Source organism: Atlantibacter sp. (assembly GCF_032062175.1).
GTDB lineage: Bacteria > Pseudomonadota > Gammaproteobacteria > Enterobacterales > Enterobacteriaceae > Atlantibacter.
Map to the genome: position 1 here is coordinate 15812 of NZ_DAMBQK010000005.1, position 12972 is coordinate 28783.

Below are 12972 nucleotides of genomic sequence, written 5' to 3' on the forward strand. Positions count from 1 at the left end.
TATGCTGGAACTTAACTTTCGCCAGACCCTGGGCTGCCACCACCTGAACGTCAACGAAACCCTGCCGGGCCAGGACGTGACGGCGATTTTCGGCGTTTCCGGCGCGGGCAAAACCTCGCTGATTAACGCCATCTGCGGGCTGACTCGCCCTGAATCCGGGCGGATTGTGCTTAACGACCGGGTATTGAGCGACGCGGAACAAAAAATATTTCTGCCGCCGGAAAAGCGCCGGGTCGGCTATGTATTTCAGGATGCGCGCCTTTTTCCGCACTATAAAGTGAGCGGCAATCTGCGCTACGGCATGGCAAAATCCATGGCCGGGCAGTTCGATAAGCTGGTGGCGCTGCTGGGCATTGAACAGCTTCTGGAGCGCTTGCCGGGCTCGCTGTCCGGCGGTGAAAAACAGCGGGTAGCGATTGGCCGCGCGCTGTTAACCGCACCGGAATTGCTGCTGCTGGACGAGCCGCTGGCCTCGCTGGATATCCCGCGCAAACGCGAACTGTTGGCCTATCTTCAGCGGCTGGCGCGGGAAATCCAGACGCCGATGCTCTATGTCAGCCACTCGCTGGAAGAGATTGTCCAGCTTGCTGATAACGTGCTGGTGCTGGATAACGGCAGCGTGAAAGCCTTCGGTAGCCTGGAGTCGGTGTGGGGCAGCGCGGTAATGCATCCGTGGCTGCCGCGCGAGCAGCAGAGCAGCGTGCTGAAAGTCAGCGTGCTGGAGCACCATCCCCATTACGCGATGACCGCCCTGGCGCTGGGCGATCAGCATATCTGGGTCAACCGCATTGATAAGCCGTTGCAGTCAACCTTGCGCATTCGCATTCAGGCGTCGGACGTGTCTTTAGTGCTGCAACCGCCGGTCAACAGCAGTATTCGCAACGTGTTGCGGGCCAAAGTGGTGAATTTGCTGGATGATGACGGGCAGGTGGAAGTGCAACTGGATGTTGGCACCCGGACGCTGTGGGCGCGCATCAGCCCCTGGGCGCGGGATGAATTGAGTATCAAACCGGGCCAGTGGCTGTACGCGCAGATTAAAAGCGTGTCGATTACCGCCTGATCACAGCAGATGCTGATAAATCGCTTCGGCGATACTCGGCTCGGTATTGAGGCCAATTACCGTGCTCACGCGATCTTTAATGGCCTGGTCGGCATTGCCCATCGCGATGCCGAGCCCGGCATGCTCCAGCATACTTAAGTCGTTATAGTTGTCGCCGAACGCGACCACGTCCTGCATGCTCATGCCCTGGGATCCCACCCATTCCGCCAGGCGGTTGCCTTTGCTGTTGCCCGCCAGCGCAACGTCTACCTGATCGTGCCATGACCATTCGCAGGCAAAGCCGAACTTTTCTTCGATATGCGCCACCACTTCATGCAGTCTGCCGAGATCGTGATCGGTGAGGGCGAATTTCCAGATAGCGTCGGCCTGCTGTGCCGCTTCACGCAGGGAAGGCACCTGCAAAAACACCGGACGCTGGTGTTCCGGTAAACTGCGCGCCCAGTTTTCGGTGCGTAACACGTGGCCGGTCGGCAACTGGTAAAGCATGGCGTTATCGACATACATCAGGCCATGAACCTGGTGTTGCTCCAGCACATCAATCAGTTGCTGGGCTGCAACGGCGGGCATGGGGTTGGAAGAAATGACATTTTTTGCATGATAATCATACAAATAAGTGCCATTACAACAAATAGCAGGTGTATCCAGCGCCAGCGCCTGATAAAAAGGATGGATGGCGACATGATGGCGACCGGTGACAATCAGCACCTGATAACCTGCTTCACGGGCGCGCTTTAGCGCCTCCAGCGATTCCGGCAAAATGGTCTTTTGCGGCGTGAGCAGGGTTCCGTCTAAATCAAGGGCGATGACACGATAACGCATGGGCAAATTCCCGTCAGGTATTGTTCAGAAAAGGTTCGGTTGATGGTACACCGCAACCGCCCAGGGTCAAAATCACCGTTTCGCCTTCGGCACATTGCGACAAAACACGCTACCCTTTTGAAGACTTAACGCTCACGTGAGGAAAGGAGTATTCATGAAACAAACCGTTTATACCGCCAGCCCGGAAAGCCAGCAGATCCACGTCTGGCGTCTTAACCCAACGGGCGAGCTCACGCTGTTGCAGGTGGTCGATGTGCCAGGCCAGGTGCAGCCGATGGTCATCAGCCCGGATAAGCGTTACCTCTACGTTGGCGTGCGCCCGGAATTTCGCGTCATCGCTTACCGCATCTCCCCGGACGAGGGCACATTAAACGTTGAAGCGGAAGCGTCACTGCCCGGTAGCCCGACCCATATTTCTACCGATCACCACGGCAAATTCCTGTTCAGCGGCTCCTACGGCGCAGGTTGTGTCAGCGTAACGCCGCTTAACGACGGCATTCCTGGCGAGGTGGTTGACGTGGTGGAAGGGCTGGACGGTTGCCACTCGGCGAACATTTCCCCGGATAACCGCACCCTGCTGGTGCCGGCGCTGAAACAGGACCGTATTTGCCTGTTCACCGTGAGCGATGATGGTAATCTCACCGCGCAAACCCCGCCGGAACTGACTACCGTAGAAGGCGCAGGCCCGCGCCATATGGCGTTCCATCCGAATCATCAGTTTGCCTACAGCGTAAACGAGCTGAACGGCACCGTAGACGTCTGGGCGCTACAGTCGCCGAACGGCAAAATTGAATGTATCCAGACGCTGGACATTATGCCGCCAGACTTTGCCGATACCCGCTGGGCGGCAGATATTCATATCACCCCGGATGGCCGCCACCTCTACACCTGCGACCGTACCGCCAGCATTGTGACGGTGTTCAGCGTATCCGAAGACGGCAGCGTGCTGGCGGTGGAAGGTTTCCACCCGACCGAAACCCAGCCGCGCGGTTTCAATATCGATCACAGCGGTAAATACCTGATCGCTGCCGGGCAAAAGTCGCACCATATTTCTGTGCATGCGATTGAAGGCGCGCAGGGGCTGCTGCGCGATGTCGGGCGCTATGCCGTGGGCCAGGGCCCGATGTGGGTAGTGATCGACGCGCGCTAAAGGCATAAAAAAAAGCGGACAGGCCTGTGGCGTGTCCGCTTGATAATCAGGCGCATTTATCATGCGCCTTTTTTGTTACTGTTTCGGCTCGGCAACCACCTGGCTACCCAGGCCGCGGTTGTTGAATTCCCACATGCGGTTGAAGTTGTTGTCATTCAACTCGCGCTGCAGTTTGTCATCCGCCATCGTGCCGGTGTTGCCCGCGAACGGACGTTTGGAACCCAGCGCATCGCCCCACGGCTTCGCTTTGTTAAAGCCTTCGTTAATCACGCTGTCGCGGATAACCACCTGACCGTTGGCCGTCTGGTTAGCGGTATAGCCGTTTTCAGACGCTTCGATATCCCATGCGCGGCCCAGTTGCGCCACGCCGTCGCCGTTCGCCACGAAGCGGCTGTTGGTCGCCAGGAAGCCGTACCAGATGTTCGGCTGAGTCGCCGGAGCAAACACGTAGCCTTCCTGCTGGGTACGGGAATTCACTACCCGGAATTCGGTGTTATCGAACACCACCGCGCCGCGACCGGCAACCAGATCCACGTCGCCTTCCACGTAGCTGTTAGTCACCAGCGTGCGGGTCTGGCGGTTGTTCACGATGCGGTTTTGCAGATCGCTGTTGGTCACAAAGAAGGTGTTCTGACGGCCCAGAATGTTCACCTTATCGATCTGCACTTTGTCGCCATCGCTACGCAGCGCCACCGCCTGGTGATTACCGGCATCCACGCTGTCGCCCAGATTGTTTTCGATAGTCAGATTATGCAGTTGCAGCCCGTTGTTCTGGGACCACACCACGGCGGAACACATCAGGCCAACCGTGGCCTCGCGGCGGTTCTGGCAGTTATCGAACATATACCAGGCCGGTTTGCCCGGCATGTATTTGCCTGACGGGTTAACCGTGTGACGCCAGGTCGCGCGATCCATTTCGGAATCCAGCGCCGCGCCAATTTTCACATCCGCCGGGTTTTCGCCCAGGCCGTACAGCGTCACGCTGCCGGACGCAGCAGGAATATACACGGTGCCTTCATAAGTGCCCGGCATAATCGCGATGTACTGACGGTTGCTGGTGTGCTTAATAATCGCCGCATCCACCGCCGCCTGAATGGAGGTGTGGGTCACGCCTGCGGTGCCTGCCGGGCCAACCACGAAGTCAGGCTGGGCGGGAACGGTGATTTTCGCTGGCGACCACGGAGCCGCGTTCGGGTCCATCGCGGAGAAATAACGCGCCGCGACGAAGTTCTGCGCTTCGTTAGCCGACAGGATCGGGCGAGAGGCGGTACCTGGCGCTACCTGCTCGGACGGACGCTGGTCCGGCGGCGTTGAGCTACAGGCGGTCAGTGTCACGCCAACGGCAAAAGCCAGCGCCAGACGAGAAACCGAAAATCTGTTCAAGGGATGCTCCTTGCTGAGTAAAAAAGGATGAGTGCTGAAATAGCCTGCTTTTTTAACCTAACTTGATTAAAACGGGAAGCTAAAGCGCGAAAAAGTTAATTTTATCCGCGCTTTCGTGAACTGTGAACGGCGGCGCGGTTGACAAGTTCTTAAGGTTGCCAATAAATGTATAGACAACCCATGACAAGCGATCATTATGACCTTATCCCTTCTTCCCGGTGATGTTATCTGGCGCAACGGCCGGATCGCGACGCTCAACCCGTCAGTCGATACGCCTTATGGCCTGCTGGAACAGCACGATCTCATCGTGCGTGGCGGCTCGATCCTGGCCGTCACGCCCGCGTTGCATAACCCCACTGGCGAAATCATCGACCTGCAAGGGCGGCTGGTCACGCCAGGGCTGATCGACTGCCATACCCATCTGGTCTACGGTGGTAACCGCGCCCAGGAGTGGGAACAGCGGTTGAACGGCGTTTCCTACCAGCAAATCAGCGCCCAGGGCGGCGGCATCAACGCCACCGTCAGCGCCACCCGCGCCGCGTCTGCCGAACAGTTGCAGTACACGGCGCAGCAGCGGCTGAATGCGCTAATGCGTGAAGGGGTGACGACGATTGAGGTGAAGTCGGGTTACGGCTTGAATCTGGAGGCCGAGCAGAAAATGCTGCAAGTGGCGCAACGGCTGGCGGCAGCCAACCCGGTTGAGATCAGCGCCACTCTGCTGGCGGCGCACGCCACGCCGCCGGAGTATAAAGGCGATCCCGACGGCTATATCGATCGCGTTTGCGAGACGATTTTGCCCGCGCTGTGGGAGCAAAAACTGTTCGACGCCGTAGATGCGTTTTGTGAAAACGTCGGTTTTAGCGTGGCGCAGACTGAACGGGTGTTCGCCGCCGCGCAGGCGCTGGGCATCCCGGTGAAAGGGCACGTTGAGCAGCTTTCTAATCTGGGCGGTGCGGCGCTGGTGGGCAAATACCACGGCCTGTCCGCCGATCATATTGAGTATCTGGATGAGCAGGGCGTAATGGCCCTCCAACTGGCGGGCACGGTGGCGGTGCTGCTGCCTGGCGCGTTTTACTTTCTGCGTGAAACCCAGCGCCCGCCGGTGGATCTGCTGCGCCAGCACAACGTGCCGATGGCGGTCGCTACCGATATCAATCCCGGCACCAGCCCGTTCGCCAGCCTGCATCTGGCGATGAACATGGCGTGCGTGCAGTTTGGCCTGACGCCGGAAGAGGCGTGGGCTGGCGTGACGCGCCATGCCGCAAGGGCTTTAGGAAAACAACACACTCACGGCCAACTTGCTGCCGGGTTCGTCGCCGACTTTATTGTCTGGGATGTCGAACAGCCGGTGGAAATGGTCTACGAACCCTGCCGCAATCCGCTGCACTGCCGGGTTTATCGCGGCGAGGCACAATTTTTAGAGGGGAAATCCCTGTGACGCTCTGGCAACCCGCTTCCGCCGCGCTATGGCAGGGGCGCAACGATCTGGCGGAAGCCGACAACGCGCTGCGCGTATTTCAAACCGTCCAACACCGCACGGTATTCGAACCTGAAGCCGAAGGCATCGCCCTGCTGGGCTTCGCCTGCGATGAAGGCGTAAAGCGCAATCACGGTCGGCCCGGCGCACAAAAGGGGCCAGATGTGTTACGCAGCGCGCTGGCGAACATGGCCAGCCATCGCGGCCACGACCGTCTGGTGGATCTGGGGAACATTCACGCTGAGCCGGATGCGCTCGAAGCCGCACAGGATGCCTTAAGCGACGCGGTAAAACGGTGCCAGCAAGCCGGGATGCGCACGCTGGTGTTCGGCGGCGGTCACGAAACCGCATTCGGCCACGGGCGCGGCGTGCTCGACGCCTGGCCCGACGCGCGCATCGCCATTATCAATATCGATGCCCATCTCGATTTACGCCGCGCCGCCCAGGCGACCTCCGGCACGCCGTTCCGCCAGTTGGCGCTGCACTGCGAGCAACAGGGGCGTGAGTTTAATTACACCTGTATCGGCGTTAATCCCGCTGCCAATACCCAGGCGCTGTTGGATGAAGCCGCCCGGCTTAACGTCAACATCATCCGGGACACGGACTGCCAGCGCCCGGAACAAACCCAGGCGGCGACGCAGATTGCCGCTCGGGTAGACTGGGCCGACAAACTCTATTTAACCGTCGATCTGGATGCGCTGCCAGGCTGGCAAATGCCTGCGGTATCGGCACCCGCCGGGCTCGGCATTCCGCTGGACAGACTGTTAACCCTGCTGGAACCGCTGTGTCGCAGCCCGAAGCTCCAGGCCGTCGACCTGGTAGAATTTAACCCGGAATTTGACCGCGACAGTCTCGGCGCAAAAGTGGCGGCGCGGCTGGCGTGGCAAATCGTCCACCAGTGGTCTGATGCTGACCATCACCCATAAGGAACCTGCTTTCGCTATGTTTTCATCTCAACCCCGACTGGCTGCGTCGCAGGAACCGGTGCCGTTTTACGAAAAAGTGAAACAGGCCATTAGCGGCAATATTCACGCCGGTGTCTGGAAGCCCCACGACCGCATTCCCTCCGAAGCGGAGCTGGTGCAGCAGTTTGGTTTCAGCCGCATGACCATCAACCGGGCGCTGCGCGAGCTGACCGATGAAGGGCTGCTGGTGCGTTTGCAAGGCGTTGGGACCTTCGTCGCCGAGCCCAAAGGCCAGTCGGCGCTGTTTGAAATCCGCAGCATTGCCGACGAAATTACCGCGCGTAACCATCACCACCGCAGCGAGGTGCTGTTGCTGGAACGGATTATCGCCGATACCCGTCAGGCGGCGGCGCTGGGCCTGGCGGAAGGTACGCCGGTGTTTCACTCGCTGCTGGTGCATTATGAAAACGACATACCGGTGCAAATTGAGGATCGGGTAGTGAATACCCACGCGGCCCCGGATTATCTGGCGCAGGATTTCACCCTCACCACGCCGCATGCCTATCTGTCGCAGGCCGCGCCGCTCACCGAAGGCGAGCATATCGTCGAGGCGGTGCGCGCCAGCCAGCAGGAGCGCGACTGGCTTGGCATTGATGCCGACGAGCCGTGCCTACTTATCCGCCGCCGCACCTGGTCGGTAAACCATATTGTCTCCCATGCGCGGCTGTTGTTCCCCGGTTCCCGCTACCGCCTGCAAGGGCGATTCATGTCCTGATGATGTAACCATTTTGTTAATTATGTGATGACCTGCACAGGGTCATCACACAAGTACGGCTAAGGTTTGAATTTGTCTATACAAGTATAGTCCTCTACATTCTGTCACCCTGTTTAAGGAGCTGGTCATGCAGCACGATAAATACCGCGAAGGTGAAATTCGCGCCCCACGAGGCACCACGTTGAATGCCAAAAGCTGGCTGACCGAAGCCCCGCTGCGCATGTTGATGAACAACCTCGATCCCGACGTCGCGGAAAACCCTCACGCGCTGGTGGTGTATGGCGGTATTGGTCGTGCGGCGCGTAACTGGGAATGCTATGACGCCATCGTGAAAGCGCTAAAAGAGCTGGAAGATGACCAGACCCTGTTGGTGCAGTCCGGCAAACCGGTGGGGGTGTTTACCACCCACAGCAACGCGCCGCGTGTGCTGATTGCCAACTCTAACCTGGTCCCGCGCTGGGCCTCCTGGGAACACTTCAACGAACTCGACGCTAAAGGTCTGGCGATGTACGGGCAAATGACCGCCGGTAGCTGGATCTACATCGGCAGCCAGGGCATTGTGCAGGGCACGTACGAAACCTTTGTTGAGGCCGGACGCCAGCACTACAACGGTAATTTGCAGGGCCGCTGGGTATTAACCGCCGGTCTGGGCGGCATGGGCGGCGCGCAGCCGCTGGCCGCGACCCTGGCGGGTGCCTGCTCGCTGACCATTGAATGCCAGCAAAGCCGTATCGATTTCCGCCTGCGCACCCGCTATGTGGATGAACAGGCCGATTCGCTTGACGACGCGCTGGCGCGTATCAAACGCTACACCGGCGAAGGCAAAGCGGTTTCTATCGCCCTGTGCGGCAACGCGGCGGAAATCCTGCCGGAACTGGTGGCTCGCGGCGTGCGCCCGGATATGGTGACCGACCAGACCAGCGCCCACGATCCGCTGCGCGGTTATCTGCCGGCGGGCTGGACGTGGGAAGCGTATCAGCAGGCTGGCACCCAGGAGCCGGAGCGGGTGATCAAGGCGGCGAAGCAGTCTATGGCGCAACATGTGGAAGCGATGCTGGCCTTCCATCAGCAGGGCGTCCCGACTTTCGACTACGGCAATAACCTGCGCCAGATGGCCAAAGAGAGCGGGGTAGAAAACGCGTTTGATTTCCCCGGTTTCGTCCCGGCGTTTATTCGCCCGCTGTTCTGTCGCGGCATCGGCCCGTTCCGCTGGGTGGCGCTGTCCGGCGACCCGGAGGATATCTATAAAACCGACGCCAAAGTTAAAGAACTGATCACCGACGATGTGCATCTTCATCGCTGGCTGGATATGGCCCGCGAACGCATCAGCTTCCAGGGCTTACCGGCGCGTATCTGCTGGGTCGGGCTGGAGTGGCGGCAGAAGCTCGGGCTGGCATTTAATGAAATGGTGCGCAGCGGCGAAGTCAGCGCGCCGATTGTCATTGGCCGCGACCATCTGGATTCCGGCTCGGTCGCCAGCCCCAACCGGGAAACCGAAGCCATGCGCGACGGTTCTGACGCGGTCTCCGACTGGCCGCTGCTTAACGCCCTGTTAAACACCGCCAGCGGCGCGACCTGGGTATCGCTGCACCACGGCGGCGGCGTGGGGATGGGCTTTTCGCAACACGCGGGCATGGTGATTGTCTGCGACGGCACCGACGAAGCCGCCCAGCGTATCGCCCGCGTCCTGCACAACGATCCGGCTACCGGCGTGATGCGCCATGCGGATGCGGGCTACCCGAGCGCCATTGACTGCGCTGTCGGGCAGGGCCTGAATTTACCGATGGTTCCGGCAACCCAGGAGAAAAAATAATGCGTACTCTTCGACTGACGCCGGGCCAACTGAGCCTGGCGGATCTGCGCCAGATTTACAGCGCGCCCGTTACGCTGGCGCTGGACGACGGCGCGTTTGACGACATCAACCGCAGCGTGCAGTGCGTTAACGATATTCTCGCCGAGGGCCGCACGGCGTACGGCATCAATACCGGTTTTGGCTTGCTGGCATCGACCCGCATCGCCAGCGAAGATCTGGAAAATCTCCAGCGTTCACTGGTGTTGTCCCATGCGGCGGGCGTGGGCGAGGCGCTGGACGATGCGCTGGTGCGCCTGATCATGGTGCTGAAGATCAACAGCCTGGCGCGCGGCTATTCCGGCATCCGGCTGGAGGTGATCCAGGCGCTACAGGCGCTGGTGAATGCTGAGGTCTACCCACGTATCCCGGCAAAAGGCTCGGTGGGCGCCAGCGGCGATTTGGCCCCGCTGGCGCATATGTCCCTGACGCTGTTAGGCGAAGGGCAGGCGCGGGTTAACGGCGAATGGCTGCCCGCAGTCGAGGCGCTCTCCAAAGCCGGATTAACGCCGATTACTCTGGCGGCGAAAGAGGGCCTGGCGCTGCTCAACGGCACCCAGGCGTCCACGGCATTCGCTCTGCGCGGCCTGTTCGAAGCCGAAGATTTGTTTGCCTCCGCGGTGGTCAGCGGCGCATTAACCACCGAAGCGGTGCTCGGCTCGCGCCGTCCGTTTGATGCTCGCATTCACGCGGTGCGCGGTCAGAAAGGGCAAATCGACAGTGCGGCGCTGTTCCGCCATGTGCTAACCGACGACAGTGACATCTCCCGGTCCCATCACAACTGTGAAAAAGTGCAGGACCCGTACTCGCTGCGCTGCCAGCCCCAGGTGATGGGCGCGTGCCTGACGCAAATGCGCCAGGCGGCGGAAGTGCTGCTGATAGAGGCCAACGCGGTATCCGATAACCCGCTGGTGTTTGCCGAGGAACAAGAGGTAATTTCCGGCGGCAATTTCCACGCCGAACCGGTGGCGATGGCCGCCGACAACCTGGCGCTGGCGCTGGCAGAAATCGGCGCGCTGTCTGAGCGGCGCATCGCGCTGATGATGGATAAACATATGTCGCAATTGCCGCCGTTCCTGGTGAAAAACGGCGGGGTCAATTCCGGGTTTATGATCGCTCAGGTTACCGCAGCGGCGCTGGCCAGCGAAAACAAAGCGCTGGCGCATCCGTCGAGCGTGGACAGCCTGCCGACCTCGGCGAACCAGGAGGATCACGTCTCAATGGCCCCCGCCGCCGGGCGTCGGCTGTGGGAGATGGCCAGCAACACCCGAGGCGTATTAGCAGTGGAGTGGCTGGCGGCCTGCCAGGGAATTGATTTGCGTGAGGGACTGAAATCCAGCCCGATTCTGGAAAAGGCGCGCCATATTCTGCGTGATAAAGTGACCTATTACGCTCAGGATCGCTACTTCGCGCCGGATATCGAAGCGGCCATAACCCTGCTGAGCCAGCGGCGGCTGGCGGCGTTACTGCCTGATTTCTTTTAAAGCTCACGGCGGCGCAAGGCCCTGTTTGTAAAGAGACAGATAGATTCTGCCGCTGTGGAAAAATCCGTAATCTCTCGGGATTACGGATTTTTATCTCACAGCACCAAATTGCCACTACGCTCTTGCGAAATTATTAAATAATCATATTCTGTCACATAATATTTCGAGTTAATCTGGCTTCTAAAATAAGTCGCTTTTAATATAGACTTTATCAAAATTGATAATATTGGATATGCTATGCCTTTACACGGAAAGTTAATATTAAATGGTGCCGATTACGCACCTTTTAACCTGTATGGTGTTGGGGTATTAATGGCGCGCTCGGGAAAAGGCGCTTACAGAAATAAAGGAGCTTGTGGCTCAGTCCCCCACGATGGTCCATTACCGCCAGGTAAATACTGGATCGTTGATCGTGGTGAAGGTAACTGGTTCTCCCAAAAGAAAGAAGAATTTCATGACGGAGTAAATAGACTTATTGGTAGACGGGATTTTGGTAAGTCGGATTGGTTTGCTTTATGGCGAGACGATTGGGGCATTGATGATTATACATGGGTTAAAGGCGTCATGAGAGGTAATTTCCGTTTGCATCCCGGGACTGTTTCAGAAGGTTGCATCACCATCGCCCATCATTCAGATTTCGCAATGATTCGTAATGCGCTGATGAATACTTCGCTAATACAAGTTCCTTGTATGCGCACTCTTATGGCGCGTGGCTGGGTTGAGGTGGTTGCTGATGGTTCAAACAATTGCCTGTAGCGTTATTAAGGTTTGTTACTTCATTATGTTACTCGTTATTATGGGGCATCTTTTCCCTCAATCTGAATTGTATATTGACAACGATATTGCAAGACAATTAGCCAGATTTATTAGCGGTGATATTAATGCGGAATCCGTTTACGATGCTTATTCATATATTGATTGGCTTATAATGTTAGCAATTATCACCCCTGTTTATATTTTGACGATGAAGTTAATCAGTAGAGTAAGGAGTAAATAAATGCCAATCCCACCCTATATGTGGCTAAAAGATGACGGCGGCGCGGATGTTAAAGGATCGGTAGACGTAAAAGACCGCGAAGGAAGCATTGAGATCATAGGAATGAGCCACGGTATTAATCTGCCTGTAGATAGCGCTACCGGAAAAATAACGGGAACACGCCAGCATTCATCAATGATGTTTGAAAAAGAAGTGGATAGCTCAACGCCTTATTTGTACAAGGCTGCGGCAACGGGGCAGACATTGAAAAGCGCGGAGATGCGTTTCTATCATATTAATGATGCAGGGCAGGAAGTTTGCTATTACACCGTATTAATGGAAAATGTCAGGGTGACTGGCGTTAACTGCGGTGTGCCAAATGTGAAGTTAGCTGGCAATGATAAAATGAACCATATTGAAAGTGTTAGCTTGCAGTATGAAAAATCACCTGGCGCATTGTAGATGGGAATATTCAGTATACGGATGCCTGGAACGAGCGCGCCACAGGGTAATATTATCGAAAAGCCGGCCACGCTTAAGGTAACCGGCTTTTTTTACGGAATATTTTAGCTGCTTTTTACACAGTAATAAGCGTTTTCCTACACGTAAATCGCCGTCAGCGAGGCGCTGCCCAGGCTATGAAAATGGACATTAAAGCCCACCATTGCGCCGCTGGCCTCTTCATCTACCTCAATTCGTTCCACATCCAGCGCATACACGGTGAAAATATAGCGGTGGGATTCGCCTTTCGGCGGAGCCGCGCCGCCGTAGCACGCGTTGCCGAAATCGGTGCGCGTCTGCACGGCGCCTTCCGGCAACGCCGCCTGGCCCGAACCCGACCCCTGGGGCAGCACCAGCGTATCCGCCGGTAAATTCGCCACCACCCAGTGCCACCAGCCGGAACCGGTCGGCGCGTCGGGATCGTAACAGGTCACCACAAAACTTTTGGTGCCCGGCGGGACGTCATCCCATGCCAGGTGCGGCGAAATATTATCGCCTTCGTATCCCATGCCGTTAAACACGTGGCGGAGCGGGAGCTTATCGCCATCCGTAATGTCCCGACTGAATAATTTCATAGGGGTTCCTTAAGCGGT

At 57.7% G+C, this 12972-nt stretch carries 11 protein-coding genes and 1 pseudogene; 9 read left to right on the forward strand and 3 right to left on the reverse strand.

Annotated elements, in window-relative coordinates; genetic code table 11:
• The first annotated feature begins 1 nt into the window (after nucleotide 1).
• The gene (gene modC / locus RT120_RS06660) at nucleotides 2-1060 is read left to right on the forward strand and encodes a molybdenum ABC transporter ATP-binding protein ModC (RefSeq protein ID WP_312980990.1); all 1059 of its coding nucleotides are present in this window, start codon (nucleotides 2-4) and stop codon (nucleotides 1058-1060) included.
• On the opposite strand, the gene RT120_RS06665 is transcribed toward modC, so the two are convergent.
• Nucleotides 1061-1879 (reverse strand): pyridoxal phosphatase, encoded by an 819-nt coding sequence (locus tag RT120_RS06665; RefSeq protein WP_312980993.1) that lies wholly within the window; start codon nucleotides 1877-1879, stop codon nucleotides 1061-1063.
• Between the two features lie 154 nt (nucleotides 1880-2033).
• On the opposite strand from RT120_RS06665, the gene pgl reads away from it, so the two are divergent.
• On the forward strand, nucleotides 2034-3029 hold the full coding sequence (gene pgl, locus RT120_RS06670) for a 6-phosphogluconolactonase (RefSeq protein ID WP_312980995.1): 996 nt from the start codon (nucleotides 2034-2036) through the stop codon (nucleotides 3027-3029).
• A 75-nt stretch (nucleotides 3030-3104) separates the two neighbouring features.
• Here the strand turns inward: pgl and RT120_RS06675 are convergent, their stop codons facing one another.
• Nucleotides 3105-4412: a putative acyl-CoA thioester hydrolase gene (locus tag RT120_RS06675; protein ID WP_312980997.1), complete on the reverse strand. Its 1308-nt coding sequence runs from the start codon at nucleotides 4410-4412 to the stop codon at nucleotides 3105-3107.
• Between the two features lie 196 nt (nucleotides 4413-4608).
• Here RT120_RS06675 and hutI point away from each other — a divergent pair, with 196 nt between their 5' ends.
• The 7 genes and pseudogenes from hutI (at nucleotide 4609) to RT120_RS06710 (ending at nucleotide 12390) form a co-directional block, all read left to right on the forward strand.
• Nucleotides 4609-5850: an imidazolonepropionase gene (hutI, locus tag RT120_RS06680; protein ID WP_312981000.1), complete on the forward strand. Its 1242-nt coding sequence runs from the start codon at nucleotides 4609-4611 to the stop codon at nucleotides 5848-5850.
• Complete coding sequence (hutG, locus tag RT120_RS06685) at nucleotides 5847-6815, forward strand: formimidoylglutamase (protein WP_312981002.1); 969 nt, start codon at nucleotides 5847-5849, stop codon at nucleotides 6813-6815. The genes hutI and hutG overlap by 4 nt, the downstream gene beginning before the upstream one ends.
• A 16-nt stretch (nucleotides 6816-6831) precedes the next feature.
• Nucleotides 6832-7569 carry a histidine utilization repressor gene (locus RT120_RS06690; RefSeq protein WP_312981004.1) on the forward strand — a complete coding sequence of 246 codons (738 nt, stop codon included), beginning with the start codon at nucleotides 6832-6834 and terminating at the stop codon, nucleotides 7567-7569.
• 127 nt (nucleotides 7570-7696) lie between these two features.
• On the forward strand, nucleotides 7697-9382 hold the full coding sequence (hutU, locus tag RT120_RS06695; RefSeq protein WP_312981006.1) for a urocanate hydratase: 1686 nt from the start codon (nucleotides 7697-7699) through the stop codon (nucleotides 9380-9382).
• Nucleotides 9382-10902 carry a histidine ammonia-lyase gene (gene hutH, locus RT120_RS06700; protein ID WP_312981009.1) on the forward strand — a complete coding sequence of 507 codons (1521 nt, stop codon included), beginning with the start codon at nucleotides 9382-9384 and terminating at the stop codon, nucleotides 10900-10902. Before hutU ends, hutH begins: the two co-directional genes overlap by 1 nt.
• 237 nt (nucleotides 10903-11139) lie before the next feature.
• On the forward strand, nucleotides 11140-11658 hold the full coding sequence (locus RT120_RS06705; protein WP_312981012.1) for a DUF2778 domain-containing protein: 519 nt from the start codon (nucleotides 11140-11142) through the stop codon (nucleotides 11656-11658).
• A 241-nt stretch (nucleotides 11659-11899) separates the two neighbouring features.
• Nucleotides 11900-12390, forward strand: a pseudogene (locus RT120_RS06710) (Hcp family type VI secretion system effector).
• 87 nt (nucleotides 12391-12477) lie between these two features.
• Here RT120_RS06710 and RT120_RS06715 read toward each other — a convergent pair.
• Nucleotides 12478-12954, reverse strand: a complete 477-nt coding sequence (locus RT120_RS06715) for a kinase inhibitor (protein ID WP_312981015.1) — start codon at nucleotides 12952-12954, stop codon at nucleotides 12478-12480.
• Between the last annotated feature and the right edge of the window lie 18 nt (nucleotides 12955-12972).

What these genes read in the sequence shown, in the direction of transcription:
- modC (WP_312980990.1), top strand. Translation starts at nt 2, where the DNA reads ATGCTGGAACTTAACTTTCGCCAGACCCTGGGCTGCCACCACCTGAAC.
- RT120_RS06665 (WP_312980993.1), bottom strand. Translation starts at nt 1,879, where the DNA reads ATGCGTTATCGTGTCATCGCCCTTGATTTAGACGGAACCCTGCTCACG.
- pgl (WP_312980995.1), top strand. Translation starts at nt 2,034, where the DNA reads ATGAAACAAACCGTTTATACCGCCAGCCCGGAAAGCCAGCAGATCCAC.
- hutI (WP_312981000.1), top strand. Translation starts at nt 4,609, where the DNA reads ATGACCTTATCCCTTCTTCCCGGTGATGTTATCTGGCGCAACGGCCGG.
- RT120_RS06690 (WP_312981004.1), top strand. Translation starts at nt 6,832, where the DNA reads ATGTTTTCATCTCAACCCCGACTGGCTGCGTCGCAGGAACCGGTGCCG.
- hutU (WP_312981006.1), top strand. Translation starts at nt 7,697, where the DNA reads ATGCAGCACGATAAATACCGCGAAGGTGAAATTCGCGCCCCACGAGGC.
- hutH (WP_312981009.1), top strand. Translation starts at nt 9,382, where the DNA reads ATGCGTACTCTTCGACTGACGCCGGGCCAACTGAGCCTGGCGGATCTG.
- RT120_RS06705 (WP_312981012.1), top strand. Translation starts at nt 11,140, where the DNA reads ATGCCTTTACACGGAAAGTTAATATTAAATGGTGCCGATTACGCACCT.
- RT120_RS06715 (WP_312981015.1), bottom strand. Translation starts at nt 12,954, where the DNA reads ATGAAATTATTCAGTCGGGACATTACGGATGGCGATAAGCTCCCGCTC.